This is a genomic window from Tsukamurella tyrosinosolvens, from assembly GCF_900104775.1.
Taxonomy (GTDB): Bacteria; Actinomycetota; Actinomycetes; order Mycobacteriales; family Mycobacteriaceae; genus Tsukamurella; species Tsukamurella tyrosinosolvens.
Genome location: NZ_FNSA01000003.1, coordinates 1,768,413 through 1,791,587 on the forward strand (window position 1 = coordinate 1,768,413; position 23,175 = coordinate 1,791,587).

General features: G+C 71.6%; 23 protein-coding genes. 17 read left to right on the forward strand and 6 right to left on the reverse strand.

Annotated elements, in window-relative coordinates; translation table 11 throughout:
• Positions 1 to 7 precede the first annotated feature (7 nt).
• The 12 genes from BLW32_RS09985 to BLW32_RS28430 all read left to right on the forward strand — a co-directional run bounded on the left by BLW32_RS09985 (position 8) and on the right by BLW32_RS28430 (position 11,817).
• Positions 8 to 2,431 carry a Tex family protein gene (locus BLW32_RS09985; protein WP_068742258.1) on the forward strand — a complete coding sequence of 808 codons (2,424 nt, stop codon included), beginning with the start codon at positions 8 to 10 and terminating at the stop codon, positions 2,429 to 2,431.
• 96 nt (positions 2,432 to 2,527) lie between these two features.
• Positions 2,528 to 3,505 (forward strand): hypothetical protein, encoded by a 978-nt coding sequence (locus tag BLW32_RS09990; protein ID WP_068524894.1) that lies wholly within the window; start codon positions 2,528 to 2,530, stop codon positions 3,503 to 3,505.
• Positions 3,506 to 3,566: 61 nt separating this feature from the next.
• Positions 3,567 to 3,908, forward strand: a complete 342-nt coding sequence (rplS, locus tag BLW32_RS09995; protein ID WP_019203499.1) for a 50S ribosomal protein L19 — start codon at positions 3,567 to 3,569, stop codon at positions 3,906 to 3,908.
• A gap of 188 nt (positions 3,909 to 4,096) precedes the next feature.
• Positions 4,097 to 4,498: an SgcJ/EcaC family oxidoreductase gene (locus BLW32_RS10000; protein WP_068524895.1), complete on the forward strand. Its 402-nt coding sequence runs from the start codon at positions 4,097 to 4,099 to the stop codon at positions 4,496 to 4,498.
• A 26-nt stretch (positions 4,499 to 4,524) separates the two neighbouring features.
• A complete protein-coding gene (locus tag BLW32_RS10005) occupies positions 4,525 to 5,142 on the forward strand; it encodes a TetR/AcrR family transcriptional regulator (RefSeq protein ID WP_068742257.1) in 618 nt (205 codons plus the stop codon).
• A 95-nt stretch (positions 5,143 to 5,237) separates the two neighbouring features.
• Positions 5,238 to 6,110 carry a signal peptidase I gene (gene lepB / locus BLW32_RS10010; protein WP_068524897.1) on the forward strand — a complete coding sequence of 291 codons (873 nt, stop codon included), beginning with the start codon at positions 5,238 to 5,240 and terminating at the stop codon, positions 6,108 to 6,110.
• 6 nt (positions 6,111 to 6,116) lie between these two features.
• Positions 6,117 to 6,800 carry a ribonuclease HII gene (locus BLW32_RS10015; protein ID WP_068742256.1) on the forward strand — a complete coding sequence of 228 codons (684 nt, stop codon included), beginning with the start codon at positions 6,117 to 6,119 and terminating at the stop codon, positions 6,798 to 6,800.
• Positions 6,801 to 6,843: 43 nt separating this feature from the next.
• Positions 6,844 to 7,149, forward strand: coding sequence for a DUF2469 domain-containing protein (locus tag BLW32_RS10020; protein ID WP_040768524.1), 306 nt, complete (start codon positions 6,844 to 6,846; stop codon positions 7,147 to 7,149).
• Positions 7,150 to 7,262: 113 nt separating this feature from the next.
• Positions 7,263 to 7,631 carry a YraN family protein gene (locus BLW32_RS10025; protein ID WP_068742255.1) on the forward strand — a complete coding sequence of 123 codons (369 nt, stop codon included), beginning with the start codon at positions 7,263 to 7,265 and terminating at the stop codon, positions 7,629 to 7,631.
• A complete protein-coding gene (locus tag BLW32_RS10030; RefSeq protein ID WP_068742254.1) occupies positions 7,631 to 9,145 on the forward strand; it encodes a YifB family Mg chelatase-like AAA ATPase in 1,515 nt (504 codons plus the stop codon). The genes BLW32_RS10025 and BLW32_RS10030 overlap by 1 nt, the downstream gene beginning before the upstream one ends.
• 2 nt (positions 9,146 to 9,147) lie before the next feature.
• On the forward strand, positions 9,148 to 10,296 hold the full coding sequence (gene dprA / locus BLW32_RS10035) for a DNA-processing protein DprA (RefSeq protein ID WP_068742253.1): 1,149 nt from the start codon (positions 9,148 to 9,150) through the stop codon (positions 10,294 to 10,296).
• Positions 10,297 to 10,569: 273 nt separating this feature from the next.
• On the forward strand, positions 10,570 to 11,817 hold the full coding sequence (locus BLW32_RS28430; protein WP_082791474.1) for a mechanosensitive ion channel family protein: 1,248 nt from the start codon (positions 10,570 to 10,572) through the stop codon (positions 11,815 to 11,817).
• Between the two features lie 66 nt (positions 11,818 to 11,883).
• Here BLW32_RS28430 and BLW32_RS10045 read toward each other — a convergent pair whose 3' ends face one another.
• Positions 11,884 to 12,435 (reverse strand): YdeI/OmpD-associated family protein, encoded by a 552-nt coding sequence (locus BLW32_RS10045; protein ID WP_068742346.1) that lies wholly within the window; start codon positions 12,433 to 12,435, stop codon positions 11,884 to 11,886.
• A gap of 286 nt (positions 12,436 to 12,721) precedes the next feature.
• Between BLW32_RS10045 and BLW32_RS10050 the strand changes: the two genes are divergently transcribed.
• The 5 genes from BLW32_RS10050 (at position 12,722) to BLW32_RS10070 (ending at position 17,567) form a co-directional block, all read left to right on the forward strand.
• Positions 12,722 to 13,591 carry a MetQ/NlpA family ABC transporter substrate-binding protein gene (locus BLW32_RS10050; protein ID WP_068525852.1) on the forward strand — a complete coding sequence of 290 codons (870 nt, stop codon included), beginning with the start codon at positions 12,722 to 12,724 and terminating at the stop codon, positions 13,589 to 13,591.
• Positions 13,588 to 14,634, forward strand: a complete 1,047-nt coding sequence (locus tag BLW32_RS10055; RefSeq protein WP_068742252.1) for a methionine ABC transporter ATP-binding protein — start codon at positions 13,588 to 13,590, stop codon at positions 14,632 to 14,634. Before BLW32_RS10050 ends, BLW32_RS10055 begins: the two co-directional genes overlap by 4 nt.
• Complete coding sequence (locus BLW32_RS10060) at positions 14,631 to 15,317, forward strand: methionine ABC transporter permease (RefSeq protein WP_068524905.1); 687 nt, start codon at positions 14,631 to 14,633, stop codon at positions 15,315 to 15,317. The genes BLW32_RS10055 and BLW32_RS10060 overlap by 4 nt, the downstream gene beginning before the upstream one ends.
• Positions 15,310 to 16,596: an MFS transporter gene (locus BLW32_RS10065; RefSeq protein ID WP_074850492.1), complete on the forward strand. Its 1,287-nt coding sequence runs from the start codon at positions 15,310 to 15,312 to the stop codon at positions 16,594 to 16,596. The genes BLW32_RS10060 and BLW32_RS10065 overlap by 8 nt, the downstream gene beginning before the upstream one ends.
• Positions 16,597 to 16,670: 74 nt before the next feature.
• Positions 16,671 to 17,567 (forward strand): tyrosine recombinase XerC, encoded by an 897-nt coding sequence (locus BLW32_RS10070; RefSeq protein ID WP_068742250.1) that lies wholly within the window; start codon positions 16,671 to 16,673, stop codon positions 17,565 to 17,567.
• Between the two features lie 3 nt (positions 17,568 to 17,570).
• Here the strand turns inward: BLW32_RS10070 and zwf are convergent, their stop codons facing one another.
• The 5 genes from zwf to BLW32_RS10095 all read right to left on the reverse strand — a co-directional run bounded on the left by zwf (position 17,571) and on the right by BLW32_RS10095 (position 23,167).
• The gene (gene zwf / locus BLW32_RS10075; protein WP_082791472.1) at positions 17,571 to 19,130 is read right to left on the reverse strand and encodes a glucose-6-phosphate dehydrogenase; all 1,560 of its coding nucleotides are present in this window, start codon (positions 19,128 to 19,130) and stop codon (positions 17,571 to 17,573) included.
• 51 nt (positions 19,131 to 19,181) lie between these two features.
• A complete protein-coding gene (locus tag BLW32_RS10080) occupies positions 19,182 to 19,694 on the reverse strand; it encodes a M23 family metallopeptidase (protein WP_068742249.1) in 513 nt (170 codons plus the stop codon).
• Positions 19,695 to 19,795: 101 nt separating this feature from the next.
• Positions 19,796 to 21,079: a methyltransferase gene (locus tag BLW32_RS10085; protein WP_068742248.1), complete on the reverse strand. Its 1,284-nt coding sequence runs from the start codon at positions 21,077 to 21,079 to the stop codon at positions 19,796 to 19,798.
• A 1-nt stretch (position 21,080) separates the two neighbouring features.
• A complete protein-coding gene (locus BLW32_RS10090; RefSeq protein WP_139286124.1) occupies positions 21,081 to 22,103 on the reverse strand; it encodes a hypothetical protein in 1,023 nt (340 codons plus the stop codon).
• Positions 22,100 to 23,167 carry a M48 family metallopeptidase gene (locus BLW32_RS10095; RefSeq protein WP_068742246.1) on the reverse strand — a complete coding sequence of 356 codons (1,068 nt, stop codon included), beginning with the start codon at positions 23,165 to 23,167 and terminating at the stop codon, positions 22,100 to 22,102. Before BLW32_RS10095 ends, BLW32_RS10090 begins: the two co-directional genes overlap by 4 nt.
• Positions 23,168 to 23,175: the final 8 nt, after the last annotated feature.

The window sequence follows — 23,175 nt, forward strand, 5'->3', positions numbered from 1 at the left end:
TGGCCGCGTGAATTCGAGCGCGCCCGTGAAGTCCGTATCCGCCCGCATCGCCGAGGAGCTCTCGGTGGGGGAGAACCAGGTGGCCGCCGCGGTCCAGCTGCTGGACGAGGGGTCGACGGTGCCGTTCATCGCCCGGTACCGCAAGGAGGTCACGGGCAGCCTGGACGACGCGCAACTCCGCACGCTCGAGGAGCGGCTCGGCTACCTGCGCGAACTCGACGACCGGCGCGCCGCGGTGCTCGCCTCGATCGAGGAGCAGGGCAAGCTGACGCCGGAACTGCGCGCGGCGCTGCTCGCGGCCGAGACCAAGGCCCGCGTCGAGGACATCTACCTGCCGTACAAGGTCAAGCGGCGCACCAAGGCGCAGATCGCCCGCGAGAACGGGCTGCAGCCCCTCGCGGAGCGGCTGCTCGACGATCCGACGCTGGTCCCCGAAGAGCTGGCCGGGGAGTTCCTGGGCGAGAACGTCGCCGACGCGGCGGCCGCGCTCGAGGGCGCGCGGCACATCCTCGTGGAGCGGGCGTCGGAGGACGCCGAGCTGGTCGGCACCGTCCGTGAGAAGTTCTGGGCCGACTCCACGCTGCGCACCGGCGTGCGCGAGGGCGCGGATCCGCAGAAGGCGCAGAAGTTCCGCGACTACTTCGAGTTCTCCGAGCCGCTCGAGTCGATGCCCTCGCACCGCGTGCTCGCCGTGCTGCGCGGCGAGAAGGAGGAGGTGCTCTCGCTGCAGTTCGACGGTGGCGAGGACGCCGACTACGAGGCGATGGTCGCGTCCACGCTCGGCATCTCGAATCAGGGCCGCCCGGCCGACAAGTGGCTCGGCACCGTCGCGCGGTGGGCGTGGCGCACCAAGCTGATGGTCTCGGCCACCGTCGACGCGCGGACCCGCCTACGGCAGCGCGCCGAGGACGACGCCGTGCACGTCTTCGCCACCAACCTCAAGGACCTGTTGCTGGCCGCGCCCGCGGGCACCCGCCCGACACTGGGCCTGGACCCCGGCTTCCGCAACGGCGTCAAGACCGCCGTCGTCGACGGCACCGGCAAGGTGCTCGACACACTGATCATCTACCCGCACCAGCCCCAGAACCAGTGGGACAAGTCCAAGGCGCTGCTCGCGGCGCTGATCGCCCGGCACGACGTGGAGCTCGTCGCCATCGGCAACGGCACCGCGTCGCGCGAGACCGACGCCCTGACGACCGAGCTGCTCGGCGAGATCAAGAAGGCCGGTGCGAAGGTGCCGGCGAAGGCGGTCGTGAGTGAGGCCGGAGCGTCGATCTACTCCGCCTCGGAGTACGCCTCGCAGGAGCTGCCGGACATGGACGTCTCGCTGCGCGGCGCCGTCTCCATCGCCCGCCGCCTGCAGGACCCGCTGGCCGAGCTGGTGAAGATCGACCCCAAGTCGATCGGCGTGGGCCAGTACCAGCACGACGTCTCGCAGGCCAGCCTCGCGAAGTCGCTCGACGCGGTCGTGGAGGACGCGGTGAACGCCGTGGGCGTCGACCTGAACACCGCGTCGGCGCCGCTGCTCGCGCGGGTATCCGGCGTGACCGAGAACCTGGCGGCCGCGATCGTCGCGCACCGGGACGGCGCCGGCGCCTTCCGCAGCCGCAAGAGCCTGCTGGACGTGCCGCGCCTCGGCCCGAAGGCGTTCGAGCAGTGCGCGGGCTTCCTCCGCATCCGCGGCGGCGACGATCCGCTCGACGCCTCGGGCGTGCATCCCGAGGCCTACCCCGTGGTGCGGAAGATCCTCGACCGCTCCGGGCTGGCCCTCGCGGAGCTCATCGGCAACGGTCCCGCGCTCGCGAAGCTGCGTCCCGCCGACATCGCCGCCGAGCTCGCCGACGAGCGCTTCGGCGTCCCGACGGTGACCGACATCCTCGCCGAACTCGAGAAGCCCGGCCGTGACCCGCGCCCCGCCTTCGCGACGGCGACCTTCGCCGCCGGCGTCGAGAAGGTCTCCGACCTCAAGCCCGGCATGGTGCTGGAGGGCGTGGTCACCAACGTCGCGGCCTTCGGTGCCTTCGTCGACGTGGGCGTGCACCAGGACGGGCTCGTCCACGTCTCCGCCATGTCCGACCGGTACGTCTCCGATCCGCACGAGGTGGTCAAGTCCGGCCAGGTCGTCAAGGTCAAGGTCGTCGACGTGGACGTCGAGCGCCAGCGCATCGGCCTCTCTCTGCGCCTCAACGACGACGCCGCCCCCAAGGAGCGCGGCCCGCGCGGCGGGGGAGCGCAGCGCGGTCACGGCCAGCGCGGCGGCGGCCCGCGGGGCGATGCCCGCGGCGCGCAGCCCGGCGGCCAGCGCGGGCAGGGACAGAACCGCGGCCAGGGCCAGCGCGGCGGCCAGAACCGCTCGGCGCGCGGAGGCGGGCAGGCGGCACCGTCGGGCTCGATGGCCGACGCGCTGCGCAAGGCGGGCTTCGGGAAGTAGCCCCGCGCATGCCCGCGCACGCGGCGCGTGCGCGGGTGCTGCATCGGCGGCGGCGTTCCGACCTGGGACGACGGGGCGCGAGGCTAGGTTGGAGGCATGTCCACCTGGTTCGCGAACGACATCGTCGGAGGGGGACGGCTCCCGCTGTTCTCCTTCTGCGTGGGGTTGATCGTGGGCTTCATGGGGATCCGCATCAGCGTGCGGCTGATCCGGGCGAACGTGCGTTGGTGGTTCGGCAACGTCAAGCCCGGCGGTCTGCATCTGCACCACATGGTGTTCGGCGTGGTGCTCTGCCTGGGCTCGGCGATCGGGCTCATCGCGAACTTCGACAAGGCCACCCAGACGACGGCCGCGGTGCTCGCCGGGGTCTTCGGGCTCGGGGCGGCGCTGATCCTCGACGAGTTCGCGCTGATCCTCTACCTGCGGGACGTGTACTGGCAGGAGGAGGGACGGGCCTCGGTCGACGCGGTGTTCGTGGCGATCGCCATGAGTGGGCTGCTGCTCCTCGGGTTGCGCCCGCTCGACCTGGTGGACTTCGCGGGTTTCCGGGACTCACCCGAGCGGGCGGCGCAGATCGGCTTCGGCGTGATCAGCCTCGGTACCGCGGCGATCGTGCTGCTCAAGGGGAAGATCTGGACCGGCCTGATCGGGCTGTTCTTCTTCCCCCTGCTGTTGATCGGCGCGATCCGGCTCTCCCGGCCGGGCGCACCGTGGGCCCGGTGGCGGTACGAGCAGGACTCGCGGCGGATGCTCCGCGCGCTGCGTCGCGAACGCCGGCTGCGCCGCCCCCTGATCCGGGCGAAGATCGCGGTGCAGGACCTGATGGCCGGCCGTCCGGACCTGCTGCCGCACCTGCGCGAGGACGCGGAGAAGGAGCTGGACCGCACCGTCGTACCCGCGCCGGCACCGCCCCGTCGGCCCCGGTCGATGGCCCGGCGGCTCACGATTTCGAAAAACCGGCGTCGATCTGGCACAATCAACAGGTTGCCCGGGCTGCGTGCCACCCGGGTGTATCCGGCTGCGGAGCGGCCGGCAGGACAGGAGTACGAACCGGTCGAACCCCCGCGGCAGTAGCCGCGACGGGCCGCCAGGGTCCTCTGCTCGCGAAGACATGTAAGAAACGGATGATCCAGCGATGAACACGCTCGACTTCATTGACCAGCAGTCCCTGCGCAGCGATGTGCCCGACTTCCGCCCCGGCGACACCCTTGACGTGCACGTCAAGGTCATCGAGGGCAGCAAGGAGCGCGTCCAGGTGTTCAAGGGCGTCGTGATCCGCCGCCAGGGTGGCGGCGTGCGCGAGACCTTCACCGTGCGCAAGGTGTCCTTCGGCGTCGGTGTGGAGCGCACCTTCCCCGTGCACTCCCCGAACATCGCCAAGATCGACGTCCTCACCCGTGGTGACGTCCGTCGCGCGAAGCTGTACTACCTGCGCGACCTGCGCGGTAAGGCCGCCAAGATCAAGGAGAAGCGCTGACACCAGCGCTCAACGGGGGCCTTGGCCCGCTGCATCAGCGGCGGCCGGGGCCCTTTTTTGCGCGCCTGTCGTCGTACTTCTGGCGATCGGGCGTGGCCGAGATCGCTCCCTTGACCCTCGCGAGCGCGAACACGTACCGTAGTGATCACACGTTCATGAACGAATGGTCACTACGAGGAGGGACGACGATGCCGAGCGCTGAGGACCGTGAACAGCTGGAGGAGCTCGAACGTCGACAGATCGCATCGTGGGGGCGCGACGGCGCGGCGTTCGCCGCGACGTTCACCGAGGACGCGGACCTCGTTGACGTGATGGGCGGCCACTACCGCGGTAGGGCGTCCATCGAGGCGACGATGACGGAGGGCTTCGCCGGCTTCATGGCGGGGACCCGCATGTCGGCGCCCACGGAACGCACGGTGGACTTCATCTCCGCGGATACCGCGGTGGTCGTCACGAGCGGCAACTGCATCCTCCGTAACGACGAGACCCGGTGCCGCGCCGAGGATCTGTCCATTCAGACGAAGGTCGCCGTCCGGGTCGGCGGCGAGTGGTTGTTCCGCACGTTCCAGAACACCCGAGTCATGTCCTGATCCGAGCCGGTCGAAAGGTCTCCGACATGCCGCGAACCCCGGCCTCACTCCGCGGGCCAGGCAGCCCAGGCATCCGCGACCACCTGGTCGAGGTCACCCGGCGGCTCATCGCCGAACGCCGCGCCGCAGGCCTGACGGTGCGGGCCATCGCGCGTGAGGCGGACGTGGCGTCCGGGGTGATCTACAACTACTTCGACGACAAGGAGGACCTGCTGGCGCAGGGCCTCCTCGCGCACCTCGACACCGTCGAGCGAACGCTGCCGCGGCCGCCGCGCCCCGGCGAGGACACGCTCGAGGGCAACCTCACCACCTACGTCGAGTACCTGCTCGCGCTGCACGATGCGATCCTTCCCGCATTCGCCGGACTGCTCGCCCACCCTGAGGCGATCGCCCGGTTCCAGGCGATGCCCGCGTCGGACAAGGGGGGTGACCTGCATCAGCACGTCGAATCCCACCTCCGTGCCGAGCGGGATCTGGGCCGCATCCGCGCGGGTGTCGACACCGCGTCGGCGGCGAGCCTCCTGATCGGTGCGTGCTATGAACTGGTGTTGCCGCAGTTCGGGCGCGATGTCCAGCCGCGTCAGGAGCGGGATCGCTGGGCCGCACGACTGGTCGAGACCCTGCTCGACGGCTGTCGCGGGTGACGTTCGCCCAGCGGACCCCGCCGGGCAGAACGGGTCGGCGTTCCGTACGCGCGCTGGTACGCGTTGCTCGGGGTACGGCTCGGTAGTGTGTACCCGTGCCCGACCAGACGAACTCCCCGGACCTCCCCGAGCCCGCCGGCGCGTCCGAGCCCGCGCGGAAGGCGGGCCGTCACGCCGCACCGGACCCGGCACCGTCGGGCAGGGCGAGCGGCGCGGACGACGCCGATGCGCCCACGGGCGGCCGCTCCGGCAAGCGCGCGAAGGCGAAGAAGGAAAAGAAGACCAACTGGCCGCTCGAGGTCGGCGCGATCGTGCTGGTCGCGCTGGTGCTCAGCTTCTGCCTACAGACCTTCGTCGGCCGTCAGTGGTACGTGCCGTCCGAGTCGATGGAACCCACCCTGATCGGGTGCGAGGGCTGCACCGGCGACCGGATCGTGACGCAGAAGATCAGCTACTTCACCGGCGACCCGAAGCCCGGAGACGTCGTCGTCTTCCGCGCGCCGACCGAGTCGTGGGGCCTCGCCCCCGTGACGCCGGTGCGATCGAGCAACACCGTGATCCGCGGGTTCCAGGAGGCGCTGTCCTACGTGGGCCTGCAGCCGCCGAACGAGAACGACCTCGTCAAGCGCGTGATCGCGGTCGGCGGGCAGACCATTCAGTGCCGACCCGAGACGGGTGTCACCGTGAACGGCAAGAAGCTCGTCGAGCCCTACCTCGCCGACGCCGCCAAGCAGATGGCCGAGCAGGACGGCTGCTGGGGCGTGCCCTTCGGGCCGATCACCGTGCCCGACGGCAACGTCTTCGCGATGGGCGACAACCGCACCATGTCGCGCGACTCGCGCTTCCACATCGAGGACGAGCTGCAGGGCACGATCCCGAAGGCGGACATCCGCGGCAAGGTCGTCGCGGTCATCTACCCGTTCAGCCGCTGGCAGACGGTGGATTCGATCAACCCGCAGCAGGGCTAGGGGCGCATGCGCGACCGATGGCCCCCGCGGCCGGTGGTGCGGGCATCGTCGGGCCTGAGCACGCTCGAGACCGTGCTCGGCCGGGCGGGACTCGGGCCCGTCGCGGGCATCGACGAGGCCGGGCGCGGCGCGTGTGCCGGTCCGATGACGGTCGCGGCGTGCATCCTCCCGAACCGGATCCCGGCATCGCTCGCCCGCCTCGACGATTCGAAGAAGCTCACCGAGAACGCCCGCGAGCAGCTGTACCCGAAGATCCTCGAACTGGCCGTGAGCTGGTCGGTGGTGTCGATCCCGGCCCCCGAGATCGACAGGATCGGCGTGCACGTCGCCAACATCATGGGCATGCGGCGCGCGGTCGCGGGCCTGCAGGTACGGCCCGGATACGTGCTCATCGACGGCTTCACCGTGCCCGGCCTCGGCATCCCGTCGCTGCCGGTGATCGGCGGCGACGCCTCCGCGTCGTGCATCGCCGCGGCCAGCGTGCTGGCGAAGGTGACGCGCGATCGCGTGATGACGGAGCTGGAGGACGATTTTCCCGGGTACGGCTTCGCGGTGCACAAGGGCTACTCGACGGCGGTGCACATGACGGCGCTGGGGGAGCTGGGGCCGAGCTCCCAGCACCGCATGCGGTACCAGAACGTGCGGGCCGCGCTGGCCGCGTCGTCGGAGAACGCGGCGGCGGCGCGGTAATCTGGAGCGGTTACGACAGATGACATCAGGTGAGGAGGACGACGTGAGCGCAGAGGATCTCGAGAAGTACGAGACCGCGATGGAGCTCTCCATGTACCGCGAGTACAAGGACGTGCTGAGCCAGTTCACCTACGTGGTGGAGACGGAGCGCCGGTTCTACCTCGCCAACGGGGTCGACCTGATCCCGCGCAATGCGGACGGCGAGGTCTACTTCGAGGTGCGGATGACCGACGCCTGGGTGTGGGACATGTACCGGCCGGCGCGCTTCCTCAAGCAGGCGCGCGTGGTCACGTTCAAGGACGTCAACATCGAGGAGCTCGACAAGCCGGAGCTGCGGCTTCCCGAGTAGTCAGCGGGTCCGCGGGAGGCGGCTGTCCACAGCTTTGCGTACATAACGTTTTTTCTCCACAGGCACCGCTCTCGCCGGCGGTGCCTATGGTGCGCCGGCGGCAGGATCGGCGCATGGGGAACAACGAGACGGGACGAGCCGGCGAGGACGTGGTCTGCGACTTCCTGGCGGACCGTGGGTGGACGGTGCTGGCGCGCAACTGGCGGTACTCGGGCGGGGGCCTGCGCGGCGAGCTGGACGTGATCGCCCGCGCGCCGGACGGGATGCTCGCGATCGTCGAGGTGAAGACGCGCTCGGGCACCGCCTTCGGCACGGGCTTCGACGCGGTGACGCCGCGCAAGGTCGCCCAGCTACGCGCCCTCACCTCGCGGTGGCTGGCCGAGACCGAGGGCGCCTTCGAGCAGGTCCGCATCGACGTCGCGTCCGTCTTCACGCCGCCCGGCGGACCCGTGACGCTCGAGTACCGCGCCGGGGTGGCGTGATGTCCGCGCTGAGCAAGGTGCACTCGGTCGCCATCACCGGGGTCGACGGTGCGGTGGTCGAGATCGAGGGCTGCATCGGTCCGGGCCTGCCGGCGGTGCACCTCGTGGGCCTGCCGGACACGGTGCTCAAGGAGTCCCGCGACCGGATCCGCGCCGCCATCGTCAACATCGGGATCAGATTCCCCGACACCCGGGTCACCGTCGCGCTGTCGCCGGCGACGCTGCCGAAGGTCGGCTCGGTCTACGACCTGCCCCTGGCGATCGCGATCCTCCTTGCGGCGGAGCGGGTGTCCGTCGGGCGGATCGACGGTGCCGTCCTGCTCGGGGAGCTCGCTCTCGACGGCCGTGTCCGGGCGGTGCGCGGGGTGCTTCCGGCCGTGCTCGCCGCGAAGGAGTCGGGCTTCACGCGCGCGGTGGTGCCGCTCGCCAACCTCGACGAGGCGGGCCTGGTGGACGGCATCGAGGTGCTCGGCGCCGCGCATCTGTCCGAGGTGGTGGCGTGGCTCGCTGGGGAGGGGCGTCTCGCCGAGCCGGGGCCGCTCGTCGCCGAGGACTGCGATCCGACGGTGGCGGACCTGGCCGACGTGGTGGGGCAGCCGGAGGCGAAGTACGCGCTCGAGGTGGCCGCCGCCGGAGCACACCACATCATGATGACGGGACCGCCGGGGATCGGGAAGACCATGCTGGCGTCGCGCCTGCCGGGGATCATGCCGGCGCTGGGCAGGCGCGAGGCGCTCGAGGTGAGTGCGATCCACTCGATCGCCGGGAACCTCCGCCCGGACCGCCCGCTCATCACCGTGCCGCCCTTCGTCGCGCCGCATCAGACGTCCTCGGTGAGCGCGCTCGTCGGAGGCGGCAGCGGATTGGCCCGGCCCGGCGCGGTCTCGCTCGCCCACCGCGGCGTGCTGTTCCTCGACGAGTGCGCCGAGATGGGGCCGCGTTCGCTGGAAGCCCTGCGGACGCCGTTGGAGGAGGGGCAGATCCGGCTGGCCCGGCGCGACGGCGTCGTGAAGTACCCGTCGCGGTTCCTGCTCGTGATGGCGGCGAATCCATGCCCGTGTGCGCCCGCCCGGAACGAGGACTGCACGTGCACGGCGACGGTGCGCCGCCGGTACCTGGGCCGGCTCTCGGGTCCGCTGCTGGATCGCGTGGACCTGTGGGTGCGCATGGAGCCGCCGGGGACGGGCGCGTTGCACGAGGACGGCGTCGCGGAGGAATCCAGTGTGTCGGTGCGCGATCGGGTACACCGGGCGCGGGAGGCCGCGGCGGACCGCTGGGGCGCCGAGGGCTGGCTGACCAACTCGGAGGTTCCGGGCGTCGTCTTGCGCCGGCGGTTCCGGCTCTCGGCCAAGGCTCTTCGTCCGCTGGAGCTCTACCTGCGGGGCGGGAAGATCACGGCGCGCGGCGCCGACCGCTGCCTGCGGCTGTCGTGGACCCTCGCGGACCTGCTCGGCCTCGACAAGCCGGGCGAGCCGGAAGTGGTGCAGGCCCTGCAGTTCCGGGACAAGGAGTGACGATGACCGACGACGTGCGGCGGGCGTGGGCGTACCTGAGCCGAGTCGCGGAGCCGCCCTGCGGGACGCTGGTCGCCCTCGTCGAGGAGGTGGGGCCCGTGGCCGCAGCCGACATGGTGCGTCGGCAGGAGTTCGCCGACGGCTTCGAGGCGGTGGCCGACGGCACCGTCGGGCGGGCGCAGGAGGATCGGGCCGAGGCCGACCTCGCTCACATCGCGCACCTCGGCGGCCGGCTCGTGACGCCGGACGATGAGGGGTGGCCCGAGCAGGCCCTGCGGCGGCTCGCGGAGCGTCTGCCATCGGAGGACACCGAGCACGAGGACGAAGTCCGCGAGCTGCGGCCGGTGGCGCTGTGGGTGGTCGGCCGGGGGCGGCTCGACGAGCTGCTGGAGCGGTCCGTCGCGATGGTGGGGACCCGCGCACCGTCGAGCTACGGCGAGCGGGTGACCGACGACTTCGCGGGCGACCTCGCGGCCGAGGGGTTCACGATCGTCTCCGGCGGCGCGTACGGGATCGACGGTGCCGCGCACCGCGCGGCGCTCGCCGCGGAGGGCCATACGGTGGCCTTCGTCGCGGGCGGTCTCGACCGGCCGTACCCCGCCGGGCACGCGGGCCTGTTCCGGCGCATCGCCGAGACGGGACTGGTGGCCTCCGAATATCCGCCGGGCGGCGTGCCCGCGCGGCACCGCTTCCTGAACCGCAACCGGATCGTGGGAACCGCCACCGGCGGCGTCGTGGTGGTGGAGGCGGGATTCCGGTCGGGCACCAAGAACACCGCTACCTGGGCGCGGCGCCGCGGGGTACCGGTGTGCGCCGTGCCCGGCCCCGTCACGGCGGCGACCTCGGTGTCCTGTCATCAGTTGATCCGCGAGGGCGCGGTCCTGGTCACCCGGTCCGCGGAGGTGATCGAGGAGGTGGGCAGGATCGGCGAACTCGCGCTCGAACTCGACGTCCCGGCGCGCCCGACCGACGGTCTCGACGGTGTGGCGCTCCGGGTGCACGGCGCGCTCCCGGCGAAATCCGCGTTGCCGGTGTCGGAGATCGCCGTGATCGCCGGGCTGCCGGCGCGGGCCGTGATGGGACAGCTCGCGCTGCTGGAGACGAAGGGGCTCGTCCGGCGCGACGGCGCCCTATGGCGCCTGGACGGCTGACCGGCGCGACGCGGCGCGATGTAGATCCGGTGAACGCGGGCACGTTGGAGTTTGCAACCGCCTCAAGCGATCACGGGCCGGTCAGACGAAATGCCGGAAATGCGATCGGTTGTCGCCGAGATTGGGGGTGTTGACGAGAGAACGGACCGCGGAGTGCCTAGGGTTGGCCGCAGGGTGGCGGTGTCCAGTAACCGGCGTGGTCCCCAAGTCCTTCCCGTGGATGCCCTCCGCGCGTTCGGCGTGCCCGGGTATCGCTGATCGAGAGGTGAACCCATGACCTCCCAACTCGCCATCGACTACGGGGCGGGGCTCTCCGACGCGTGGAGCTCCGTCGCGACCTTCGTCCCCAAACTGGCCGCCTTCCTGGTCATCCTGATCATCGGTTGGATCATCGCGAAGATCCTCTCCAAGATCATCGCGAAGATCCTCGCCAAGGTGGGCTTCGACCGGCTCGCGGAGCGCAGCGGCCTGCAGGGCGTGCTCGCCAAGAGCGACTACGACGCCTCGACCCTGCTCGCCAAGGTCGTCTACTACGCGGTCCTGCTCATCACCCTGCAGCTCGCGATCGGCGTCTTCGGCCCCAATCCGATCGGTGACCTGCTGTCCAGGTTCGTCGCGTGGCTGCCGAAGCTGTTCGTGGCGATCCTCATCATCGTGATCGTCGCCGCGATCGCGAAGGCCGTGAAGGACATCGTCGGGGGCGCGCTCGGCAGCGCCTCGTACGGCCCGCTGCTCGCCACCATCGCCTCGCTGTTCATCTGGGGTGCCGGGATCATCGCGGCCCTCAACCAGATCGGCGTCGCGACCACCGTGACCACACCGGTCCTCGTCGCGGTGCTCGCCACCCTCGGCGGCGTCATCGTCGTGGGCGTCGGCGGCGGGCTGGTCAAGCCCATGCAGCAGCGCTGGGACGGCTGGCTCGGCAAGATCGAGGCCGAGATCCCCGCCCGCAAGGCGGAGCGCGAGGCCGCCGCGAAGGAGACCGCGCGGCACGGCCAGGCGCAGCGCCCCGATCCGGCCGCGGGGGACCACCCGTTGGCGCAGGCCACCATCCAGGGGGCGGCGCAGGCTCCCGCGCAGGCGCCGGGCTACCAGCCGCCGCTCCCGCCGCAGGCGCCGCTCTCGACGCAGCACACCCAGGCCGTTCCGCAACAGGCGCCGAGCACCGGACAACAGTTCGCCCAGGGCGGGCAGCCGCCGACCGTCGGGCTGCCGGCGCAGCCCGCAGGCCAGCACCAGCCCGGGCAGCATCAGTACGGAGGGCGGGCGCCGCAGCACAGCGCGCCGAGCCAGCAGCAGGGCTGGCAGCCCGGGCCCGACGCCTGGAACCGGCAGGCCCCCGAGGCTCCGACGTGGCAGCCGGGGGAGACCCCGCAGACGGGGCAGCACGCGGGGCACCCCGGCGCTGAGCCGCAGGGATGGCAGCAGGGATGGCAGCCCGGGCCCGACCCCGAGCGCTGGCCCGGCTCGGACCCGCAGGACCCGGGTCGCCCGGGCGGGCAGCAGCCGCCGCAGAACTGAATCGATCTCGAACCCGCCGGCCGGCCCGCGTACGACGCGGACCGGCCGGCGCGGTGTTCGGCGGGGCTAGGCGGGCCGCAGGGGCGCGTCCTCAGGGGCGATCAGCTCGCCGTTCTTCATCAGCTCCGGATCGGTGCACGAGGCGAGGTCGAAGCAGCACGGGCGGCGCTTGCCGGAGCGCATCTTCGAGATGGTCACGTCCACGCGCTTCGCCCGGGTCGCCGGGTTCTTCGTCGCGCCGATCCACCGCACCCACTCCCACCGCGCCATCGGCGTGATGTCCGTCCAGACGTCGGCGGTGTCGGGCGCGGCGTCGAGGGCGGACCGCAGGTCGTCGGGAACCGTCGGCTCCGGCCACTCCTTCGTCGGCGCGATGTCCACGGCGACCTGGTCGCCGGCTTCGACCGGGGTGTCGTCGAGGGCGATCCAGTGCCCCTTGCGGCCGTCGGGCTCGACGACGGTGCGGAAGTCCGCGCCGTCGAGGGTGCCGGTGACGGCGACCTGGCCGCGCGACGGGAGCGCGGCGCTCGCGTCGGCCGGCAGCCGGACGAGGGTCCGCTCGCCGAGCCGTTCGGCGGTGGCGGTGAAGCGGGCGGCGGTGGCGCTGCGGGCGGTCATGATGCTCTCCTCGCGGTGGTCCTCGGGTTCCCCACCGAGATTACGAGCGGCGGACCGCGCGGGCTTCTCGATTCGTGATCGATCGGCCCCGCCGACCGGCTCCGCGGCCGCCGGATGATTCGGTGCACTCATGAGCGAAACCGGCGGCGGACCGTCGAACCTGGTCACGGAACCGGGCGCCGGGCCGAACCCCACTCTTGTCCCACCGATGTACTAACCAGTAGGTATCGTTCACGCAGCTGGGAGATCCCCGGTGCCGTCGAGTTGGAGAACAATAGCCGTGAAGATGAAGCGTTTCGCGCTCGCCCTGGTCGTGCCCATCGCCCTCGCCTCGGGTGTCGCCGCGTGCGGCTCGAGCTCGAGCAGTGACGCCGTCACCATCGGCGTGACCGACGGTGCCCAGGCGTTCTGGCAGGTGTACAAGGGGCTCGCGAAGGACCAGGGCATCGACGTGGAGCTGAAGAACTTCAGCGACTACAAGCAGCCCAACGCCGCGCTCAACGACGGCGACCTGAACATCAACGAGTACCAGCACCTGCTGTTCCTGGCCGATTACAACGCCAAGAACAACACCAAGCTGGTGCCGATCGGCGCGACCGCGATCTACCCACTGCCGCTGTACTCGAAGAAGCACAAGTCGGTGGCCGACATCCCGCAGGGCGGCACCATCGTCGTGCCCGACGACCCGACCAACCTCTCCCGCGCCCTGCTGGTGCTGTACTCGGCGGGCCTGGTGAAGTTCAAGGTCGAGCAGAACCCGTTCGTCACGCCGGCCGACATCGACACCGCCGCGTCGAAGGTCACCGTCAAGACGGTCGACGCCAACCAGACCGCCCTGAGCCTCGACAGCGTCGACGGCGCCGTGGTCAACAACGATCCGGCCGAGAACGCCAAGCTCGGCAAGGACCTCATCATCGCGAAGGACGACCCGGCGAACCCGGCGTCGGAGCCGTACATAAACGCCTTCGTCGTCCGCGAGGCCGACAAGGACAACCCGAAGTACCTGCAGCTGGCCAAGCTGTACCAGGATCAGAAGGTCGTCGAGGCGCTGCGCAAGGACAAGGGCGACACGTTCATCCTCATCCAGAAGCCCGCGAACGAGCTGCAGCAGATCACGGTCAAGCTGCAGGAGCAGGTCAAGGCCCGCGGCAAGTGAGTAGCGCGACCGACACCCGGGTGGCGATCGAGTTCCGCGACGCCACCCGGGATTTCGGCACGACCACGGCGCTCGACGGGGTCAGCTTCGCGATCCCCGAGGGATCGATCACCGGCGTGATCGGCCAGTCCGGCGCCGGCAAGTCCACGCTGATCCGCACCATCAACGGCCTCGAGTCGACCACGTCCGGCGAGGTGCGCGTGCTCGACACCGTGGTGGGCACGCTCGGCGAGCGGGACCTGCAGAAGCTGCGCGCCCAGGTGGGCATGATCTTCCAGCGGTTCAACCTCATGAACTCGCGCACGGTCGCCGGGAACGTCGAGTACCCGCTGACCCTCGGGGACCTGTCGAAGGCCGAGCGGCGTACGCGCGTCGCCGAACTGCTCGACTTCGTCGGCATCGGCGACAAGGCGAAGCAGTACCCGAACAAGCTCTCGGGCGGACAGAGCCAGCGCGTCGGCATCGCCCGCGCGTTGGCCCGCAACCCGAAGATCCTGCTCGCGGACGAGGCCACCAGCGCGCTCGACCCCGGCACCACCAGCGAGGTCCTCGACCTGCTGCTGCGGGTCAACCGCGAGTTCGGCACCACCATCGTGGTGATCACCCACGAGATGGACGTGATCCGGCGGATCTGCGACACCGTCGCGGTGCTCGATCACGGCAAGCTCGTCGACTACGGGCCGGTGTACGACGTCTTCGCCGCGCCCACCTCGCCCGCCACCACGTCGCTCATCCACGCGGCCGTCGGCGACGACGTGACCCCGGAGACCCTGCGGCGCCTGCACGCGGCCCGGCCCGGCACCGTCGTCACCGTCGATGTGCGGGACGAGCCCGACGCCCTCGACGCGGCGGAGGTCTTCGCCGCGCACGGCACCGGCGCCCGCGTCCTCTACGGCGGCGTCGCCGAGGTCGGCGGCCGCCCGTTCGGCTCGCTGACCTACTCGGTGACCGGCGACGAGGCCGCGGTCGCGGCGGCTGTCGCCCAACTCGGATCCCTCGCGCACGTCAAGGACCCGCAGACCGGTCAGGAGATCGCCCGATGACCTACCCGACCTTCCTGGACGACGTCTTCCCGCCCGGCACGCAGGACGTCTTCCTCGACGCCATCGGCGAGACCGTCCGTCTCGTCGGCATCACGATGATCGTCGGCGGCCTGCTGGGACTCGTCTACGGCACCCTGCTCTACGCCACCCGGCCGGGCAACCTGCTCGCGAACCGGGCCGTGTTCTCCGTGCTCAACGTGCTGGTCAACATCATCCGGCCCATCCCGTTCATCATCTTCATCACGGCGATCGCGCCGATCACCAAGGAGGTGATCGGCACCCGGATCGGCGTGGAGGCCGCGGCCTTCGCGATGACGGTGATGGCGACCTTCGTGATCGGCCGCGTCGTCGAGCAGAACCTCGTGACCGTCGATCCGGGCGTGGTCGAGGCCGCACGGTCGATGGGGGCGAGCAAGGTCCGCACGCTCGCGACCGTCGTGATCCCGGAGGGCCTCGCGCCGCTCACCCTGGGCTACACGTTCATGTTCGTCGCGGTGGTCGACATGTCGGCCATGGCCGGCTACGTCGGCGGCGGCGGCCTTGGCGACTTCGCGCGCCAGTACGGCTACCAGCAGAACAACTGGCAGCTCACGCTGGTGGTGATCGTGGTGCTCATCGTGGTGGTGCAGATCGCGCAGTTCTTCGGCAACTGGCTCAGCCGCCGGCTGCAGCACCGTGACTGAGACGGGTGCGGTCACGTCGCCCGCGACGGGACCGAACCGGCGCACGCAGGTCCTCACCGGGTCGGTGGGGCACCTCGTCGAGTACTTCGACTGGAGCGCGTACTCGTTCCTCGCGATCTACTTCTCGCGCCAGTTCTTCCCGGGCGACGCCGAATCGGTGGTGCCCCTGCTCGCGACCTTCACGGTGTTCGCGGTCGGCTTCCTCGCGCGGCCGGTCGGCGGCATCCTCATGGGCAGGATGGCCGACCGGTACGGGCGCAAGCCCACGCTGGCCGTCGGCGTCGCGATGATGGGGCTGGGCAGCCTCCTCATCGGCGTCGCGCCCACCTACGCGCAGGTGGGTATCCTCGCGCCCGTCATCCTCGTGGTGGCGCGGCTGATCCAGGGGCTCTCGACCGGCGGCGAGCTCTCCACCGCCACCGCCTTCCTCGTCGAATCCGCCCCCGCGGGCCGCCGCGGCGCCTACGGGAGCATCGTCAACGTGGGGTCCAGCCTCGGAAAGGTGCTGTGCCTGCTGGCCATCACGCTCCTGGTCGGGACCGTCGGCGCGGACGCGATGGCGGACTGGGCGTGGCGGGTCCCGTTCCTCCTCGGCGCCGTCCTCGCGGTGGTCGCCTGGTGGATCCGGCGCAGCGCCGCGGAGACCCTGGTCGATGCCGGTGCGCCCGCCCGCGCGAACCCGTACCGCGAGATCCTCTCCGCCCACCGCACCGATTTCGCGCGGGCCTTCGTCCTCACCTCGACCACCGCCGCCGTGTTCTACGCGTGGAGCACGTTCGTGCCCACCTGGGCGATCCTCACCGAGGGATTGAACAAGCAGAGCGCCGTGACCATCTCGGCGATCGCCTTCGTCGTCTACGGGCTCGTTCAGATCCCGCTCGGCCTGCTCTCGGACCGGATCGGCCGCAAGCCGATGATGTCCGCGTTCTTGATCGCCGGCGCCGTGGCGACGATCCCGCTGTTCCTCGCCCTCTCCGACGTTTTCCTCACGGTGCTGGCCGTGCAGTGCGCGGGCATGGGGATCACCGCGCTCATGATGGCGAGCCTCGGCACGGCCCTCGCCGAGATGTTCCCGGCTCGGATCCGCGTGCTGGCCACCGGCACCGCGTTCTCGCTCGCGACCGCGATCTTCGGCGGCACCGTCCCCGCCATCGGCACGGCGCTGCACGAGCGCGGCCTCGACCTGGCCTTCCCGATCTACCTCGTGGTGCTGCACCTCGTCGCGCTGCCCGTGGTTTTCCGCTGCCGCGAGACCGCGCACACCCCGCTTCCCGATTGAACACCGTTCCTGTTCATCGCGACCTGCGGCTTTCCGGTCCGAAACGGTGTTCAATTCGGGGCTAGGGTAGGGGTATGAGCGAGGCGCTGGCGGAGTACGAGACGTACCTGCGGCTCGAGCGCGGCCGCAGCGAGCACACCGTGCGCGCGTACCTCGCCGACCTCACCGCGCTCCTCGCGTTCGCCGCGGACCGCGGGGTCGCGGCGGACCGTCTGGACCTGGCGACGCTGCGCGCGTGGTTGGGGGAGCGGGCCGCGTCCGGCGCCGCCCGGACCACCCTCGCGCGACAGGCATCGTCGGCCCGCACGTACACGGCGTGGGCCGCCCGACGGGGCCACCTCGACGCCGACCCCGGCGTCCGGCTCAAGGCGCCGCGCGCGCACCGCACGCTGCCCACGGTCCTCTCGTCCGACGATGCCGGGCAGGCGCTGCGCAACGCCGCCTCCGGTGCGGCGGAGGGCGATCCGATCGCGGTCCGCGACCTCGCGATCGCCGAGCTGCTCTACGCCACGGGGATCCGCGTGAGCGAGCTGTGCGGCCTCGACCTCGGATCCGTCGACCACGGCCGGCGCGTCCTCACCGTGATCGGTAAGGGGAACAAGGAGCGGACGGTGCCCTTCGGCGCCCCTGCCGCCGCGGCCCTGCGGCGGTGGCTCGACGAGGCACGGCCCGCGCTGGCCGGCGACCGCTCCGGCGATGCCCTGTTCCTCGGGGCGCGCGGAGGACGGCTCGACCCGCGGCAGGCGCGCACCGTCGTGCACCAGGTCACCGGCTCGGTGCCGGGCGGGCGTGAGGTCGCGCCGCACGGACTCCGGCACACCGCCGCCACCCACCTGCTCGACGGTGGCGCGGACCTGCGCGTCGTGCAGGAGCTTCTCGGCCACTCGTCGCTGGCGACGACGCAGCTGTACACGCACGTCTCCGTCGCGCGGCTGCGGGCCGCCCACGAGCAGGCGCACCCGCGCGCGTAGCCCTCAGTCGCGCCAGCTGCGCTCGAAGGGCAGGCGCCAGGCGTTCGGGGCGATCAGCTGGTGGATCGAGTTCGGGCCCCACGAGCCCGGCTCGTACGAGCGCACCGGCGGCGGATCGTCGAGCAACGGGATCGAGCGTTCCCACAGCGATTCGATGCCCTCGGCCGTGGTGAACAGCGTGTGGTCGCCGTTGATCGCGTCGAGGATGAGGCGCTCGTACGCCTCCAGCACGTCGTCGGCCTGCTCGGTGTCCTCCGTGGAGAACTGCATCGACAGCTTCGACAGTCGCATGCCCGGTCCGGGGCGCTTGCCGTAGAACGACAGCGACACCTTGGACTCGTCGGCGAGGTCGAACGTCAGGTGGTCCGGGCCCTGCTGGCCGATGCCCGAGCCGGCCGGGAACATCGACTTCGGCGCCTCCTTGAAGGCGATCGAGATGATCCGCATGCCCTGCGCCAGCTTCTTGCCGGTGCGCAGGTAGAAGGGCACGCTGGCCCAGCGCCAGTTGTCGATCCGCGCCTTGAGCGCGATGAAGGTCTCGGTGTCGGACTCCGGGTCGACGCCGTCCTCCTGCCGGTAGCCCGCGTACTGGCCGCGGATCACGTCGTCCGGCCGGATCGGCTCCAACGAGCGGAAGACCTTGTTCTTCTCCTCCGAGATCGCGCGCGGCTCCAGCGCCGTCGGCGGCTCCATCGCGACGAACGCCATGACCTGGAACAGGTGCGTGACCACCATGTCCTTGTACGCGCCGGTGGGCTCGTAGAACGCCGCGCGGGCGTCGAGCCCCAGTGACTCGGGGATGTCGATCTGCACGTGGTCGATGAAGTTGCGGTTCCAGATCGGCTCGAACAGACCGTTGGCGAAGCGGAACGCCAGGATGTTCTGCGCGGCCTCCTTGCCGAGGAAGTGGTCGATCCGGAAGATCTGCTTCTCCTTGAAGGTCTTGTGCACCTCGTCGTTGAGGGCCAGCGCCGACTCCAGATCCTCGCCGAAGGGCTTCTCCATGATCACCCGCGAGCGCTCGACCAGACCCGCCTCGTTCAACGTCGCGATCACCTTGGTCGCGGCCTTGGGCGGCACGCTCAGGTAGTACAGGCGGCGCACGCGCTCGCGGTCGCCTCCTGCGTCGGCGTCGGCGAGCTCCTGCTCCTTCGTCGCGACCGCCTCGGCGAGAGCCGCGGGACCGGCCGAGGTGTTGACGTAGGACAGCTTGGGCGCGAACTGCTCCCACTGCTCAGCGGTCAGCTTGCGGGCGCCGAGCTCGTCGATCGCCTTCTTGGCGAAGGCGCGGAACTCGTCGTCGGTCATGTCGGCGAGGCTGGTGCCGATGACGCGCAGTTCGGGGGCCAGGCCGGAGACGGCCAGGTAGCCGAGGCCGCAGAGGAGCTTGCGCCGCGAGAGGTCGCCGGTGGCGCCGAACAGCACCACCAGTGTGGGATCGTCCTGCGGGGCCGTGCGGGAGCGCCGCGTGGAGCCGCTGGGATAGGCGATCGTCTGTGCCTCCTGAAGCCGTTCCGCCTTCGCGTCGTCCGTGGTCGATTCTGGCGTGCTCGCGTCCGTCACGGAGGGAATCGTCGCATTCCCGGGCGGTCGGCGCGCGACGGCACGGCGGATTCACCCCGACGGGCCGGCGTCCGGCAGCAGTCGGACCGGCGCGGCGCCCACGAGCAGCAGGGGATTGAAGTACTCGGCGGCATGCCCCGCGCCGCGCCGCAGGCCCCAGTGCAGGCACGCCACCGCCGGGCAGCCCTCGTGTCCCGCCGCCACGCGGCCCAGCGGCGTGCCGGTCCCGACCTCGTCGCCCTCGCGGACGGCCGGTTCGTCGAGCGGCTCGTAGGTGGTGAGCAGGCCGTTCGGGTGCTGCACCGACACCACGACGCGGTCGTCCACCCGGCCCACGTGGTGCACCCGGCCTGCGCCGGCGGCGTACACCGTCTGCCCCGGGGCGGCTGCGAGGTCGGCGCCGCGGTGCCCCGGCTGCCACCGCTTCTCCGGGTTCGCGAAGGGCCGCACGACGGCCGGTCGGGGGTCCAGCGGCCAGTCGTAGTCCCCGGCCGCCCGGGCGGGCGCGGCGCCCGCGAGGACGGCGAGGACCAGGGCGAGTGCCGAGCGGGTGACCGTGCGCATATCCCGACGATGCCGCACGGCACCGTCGGGCATCGGTCCGGACGGGGCCGCCTGTGGAGGGATTCGGCGTTTCCACAGGGGGTTGACACCGGCCGCTCGACTCAGCCGGGGAGGCGGCGGGGGCCGCCGCCGAGGGCGTCGGCCGCCACCTGGAGTACCGGCGCGAGGACCGGGGCGCGGAGGATCCACCCCACGATCGCCCAGCCCAGCCCGAGGTGTTCGAGCGCGCGCCCGATCGCGGCGAGGCCCGACGCCGTGCCCGAGCCGTCGGGTCGCGCGTAGCGGACGCGGCGCAGGCCCGCAGGGTGCTCCTCCGCGGCGCGGATCGTCAACTGCTCCGGCGCGCGGGCGGCGAACCATGCTCCGACCGGAGCGCAGACAGCGCAGGTCGCGGAGACCCACAACTCGGCGGGCCCACCGCCGTCGACGGGCCGGGGTCGCGGTCGCCACGTGGGCACCGTGCGCCGATAGTCCCGCCAATCGGGACCGAACCGGCCGGCGAGTTCGCCGTCCTCGTGCCGCGCGGCGAGGGCGGCGGCGAAGGCCACCGCGACCAGCGCTGCGGCGGCGAGCCGCCATTCGCGCAGCGCCGCCGCCTCGATGAGCAGGATCGCGGCGGCGCACGCCTGCATCGGGTTCGCGAGGTAGGCGTACGGCCCCGTCCGCACCAGGCGCGGCGGCGGATCCCAGGGAAAGGGCGTGCCGCCGTTCTCGGCGAACTCGGCCACCGCCCGCTGCGCGACGATCGCCAGGAGCAGGCCGCCCTGGATCCACAGCGACAGCACCGGGCGCGACCAGGCGGCGAGCGCCTCGCCCCACGAGCGGCCGGCGAAGGCGAGCGCGACGGTCGGCAGGCACCACGTCAGGATCGCCGTGAACAGGAGCGTCTGCAGCCATGACCGCACCCGGATCGCACGTCGCCGCGCGGTCAGCTCGCCCAGGACGAGGCCCGGAACCAGGGCGACCGCGACGGCCGCCGCCTCGCCCCACAGCCATGCCGGCCCGAGCACGACGAGCGGCTCCAGTGCGGCCATCGCGATCAGGTCGGCGGCGACGAGCACCGTCACCGTCAGCGCGGGACGCACCAACGCGCCCAGCAGGACGGGGACCGCGCCCCACAGCACCGCCCAGCCGAGGACGACGTCGACCGGCACGCCCGCCCACACCGACCCCACGACCGGCGCGTCGGCCGTGCCGAACGACCACCAGCCGGCGCGCACCGCGACCGCGTTCACCGCAACGAGGGCCACCGCGTTCCACAGCGCCGCGAGCGCGGCGCCGGACCGGCGCGGCCGATCCGTGGTGACGGCCGCCGCCCCGGCGAGGAGCCACGGGACGAGGGCGACCGCGGGCCGCAGCACCTCGAGCGGGACGTCGGCGGGCACGTCAGGCGGGGAGGGCGAGCGAGCCGATGAGGTAGTCCGCCGCGCGCTGGGCGACCGCTCTCTCCAGCGGGGTCCAGTACGCCGCGGGGGAGAGGCGCCGGTCGAAGGTGAGCGACCAGACGACGCGGGTGCCGCCCGCGACCGGCTCCCAGCGCACCGTCGAACCGCGCCAGGCGAGCCACGTCGCGATCGGGGTGGCGTCCTTCACCGCGACGTAGTCCACCGACCGGTCGCCCGCCGCGGCCACGCGCAGCGTCAGGGTCGACGGTGCCGTGCCCCAGTGGTGCCCGTGCAGGGGCGCGGCGCGTTCCGGCGCGCCGCTGAAGAGGATGTGTCGCGCGTCGCCCGGGGCGAGACCCTCCGGGTGGTCGACGAGCGGACGCGGGAAGCCCAGGGCGAGCGCCCCCGTCGGCTCGCCGAAGCGCAGCGGCGCCGCGAGGGCGGCCCGCACCTGGTCGGGGGTGGCCGCCACGACCCGCTCGGCGGTGACGGTGTTCTCCGCGGGCAGCGTGAGGGCCGGGACCGCGCCCTCCGTCGACGCGACGGCGAGCAGTAGGGCGGCCGCGGCAACCACCCGCGCGCCGCGACCGCCCTTGCGGACGGTGTTGACCAGGGCGGCGACCAGAAGCGCCACCGCGTAAACCAGGGGAGCGGCGAACAGCACGCACACGACGCCCTCCCCGGCGAAGATCGTGGCGATGAGCAAGAACAGCGTGGTGCCCTTGAGCACGATGCCGTAGGCGCTCGTCGACGGCCGCGAGAGCACCAGGAGGGCGGCGAGCAGCGCGGGCAGCCCGACGTAGAACACCGAGGTCTGGTTCAGCCAGCCGTTCATCGACCGCATCACGAGGCTGCCGACCACGCACACCACGATGAGCGCCAGCATCGTCAGGACGGCGGGCCGCCGGCTCAGCGGCACCGCCTCCGGGGCAGGAGTGGCAGCCGGATCGGCGCCCGGGTCCCGATCGTCCGGCGGTGCCGGCTCGCGAGCGTCGTCCGGCCCCGGCGACGGGGGAGTGCTCACTCGCCCTCGTCGTACTTCCGTGCCGAGTTGCGGCGCCACTCGTCGATCTTGCGGCCGACGCCGGTCGCGACGTCGGTCACGCCCTGCCCCACGGTGTTCACGGCCGAGGCCCCGAAGTCCCGCAGCGTGGTGATCAGCGGATCGGCGGAGGCGTCGAAGCCGTCCTTGTACGTGCGCGCGGCGGTCTTGAACTCGTCCGCCGTGCTGGCCTTGTCGTCGTCGGCGCGCTGCGGATACTCGCCGCCGATGATGCGGCCGTAATCGCCGCGCTCCACCCAGCGGTTCAGGTCGGCGGCGCGCAACACGGAGAACGGGTGCGACTGCAGTTCGAGGTTGAGCAACTTGAGCACACCGTCGCGCAGGTCGCCCGTGCGCTCGTACTCGGCGGCCTGGGCGAGGAAGCGCTGCGTGTCCATCTCGCCGAGGCGGGTGCCGCCCGCGGTCTTCATGTGCACACGCATCGCGACGTCGGGGTCCTGCACGCACAGCAGGCCGGCGCGGTCGCCCGACAGCTCGGACTTGCGCTGCCACTCCATGAGGGCCGCGACGAGCGCGCGCAGCGCCCAGCCGCCGATGGGGATCAGGCCGAACGTGCCCGCGAGCCGCATGAGGTGCATGAGCATCGTGCGGTAGACGGCGTGGCCGGAGAGGGCATGACCGAGCTCGTGGCCGATCACGAACCGCTTCTCCTCATCGTCGAGCAGCTCGAGCAGGCCGGTGTTGATCACGATGAACGGCTTGTCCATGCCGATGGTCAGGGCGTTCACCGTGGGGCTCTGCACCACGTACAGCTCGGGGACGGTATCCGTGTCCAGCACGCGCGCGCAGTCCACGAGCATCTCGTGCAGGTCGCGGAACTGACGGTCGTCCGCGCGCACTCCCGACGCGAGGAACAGGAGCCGATGCTGGCGCTCGCGCAGCAGCGCGGAGATCGCCTTGAGGACGGTGTCGAAGCCCTTGAGACTGCGCAGGGCGACGAGCGCGGCCCGATCCGCGGGGTGCTCCCACGCGCGGGTGCTGATTCCGGGCAGTGAACGGTAGGTTCGAGAGACTGAATCGGTCATACGGCCAC

Coding starts and splice junctions, on each gene's coding strand:
- BLW32_RS10000 (WP_068524895.1), top strand. CDS start 4,097: ATGCCGAGCGCTGAGGACCGTGAACAGCTGGAGGAGCTCGAACGTCGA.
- BLW32_RS28430 (WP_082791474.1), top strand. CDS start 10,570: ATGACCTCCCAACTCGCCATCGACTACGGGGCGGGGCTCTCCGACGCG.
- BLW32_RS10080 (WP_068742249.1), bottom strand. CDS start 19,694: ATGCGCACGGTCACCCGCTCGGCACTCGCCCTGGTCCTCGCCGTCCTC.
- BLW32_RS10050 (WP_068525852.1), top strand. CDS start 12,722: ATGAAGCGTTTCGCGCTCGCCCTGGTCGTGCCCATCGCCCTCGCCTCG.
- BLW32_RS09990 (WP_068524894.1), top strand. CDS start 2,528: ATGTCCACCTGGTTCGCGAACGACATCGTCGGAGGGGGACGGCTCCCG.
- BLW32_RS10005 (WP_068742257.1), top strand. CDS start 4,525: ATGCCGCGAACCCCGGCCTCACTCCGCGGGCCAGGCAGCCCAGGCATC.
- dprA (WP_068742253.1), top strand. CDS start 9,148: ATGACCGACGACGTGCGGCGGGCGTGGGCGTACCTGAGCCGAGTCGCG.
- BLW32_RS10095 (WP_068742246.1), bottom strand. CDS start 23,167: ATGACCGATTCAGTCTCTCGAACCTACCGTTCACTGCCCGGAATCAGC.
- BLW32_RS10025 (WP_068742255.1), top strand. CDS start 7,263: ATGGGGAACAACGAGACGGGACGAGCCGGCGAGGACGTGGTCTGCGAC.
- rplS (WP_019203499.1), top strand. CDS start 3,567: ATGAACACGCTCGACTTCATTGACCAGCAGTCCCTGCGCAGCGATGTG.
- BLW32_RS10070 (WP_068742250.1), top strand. CDS start 16,671: ATGAGCGAGGCGCTGGCGGAGTACGAGACGTACCTGCGGCTCGAGCGC.
- BLW32_RS10030 (WP_068742254.1), top strand. CDS start 7,631: ATGTCCGCGCTGAGCAAGGTGCACTCGGTCGCCATCACCGGGGTCGAC.
- BLW32_RS10015 (WP_068742256.1), top strand. CDS start 6,117: ATGCGCGACCGATGGCCCCCGCGGCCGGTGGTGCGGGCATCGTCGGGC.
- BLW32_RS10060 (WP_068524905.1), top strand. CDS start 14,631: ATGACCTACCCGACCTTCCTGGACGACGTCTTCCCGCCCGGCACGCAG.
- BLW32_RS10045 (WP_068742346.1), bottom strand. CDS start 12,435: ATGACCGCCCGCAGCGCCACCGCCGCCCGCTTCACCGCCACCGCCGAA.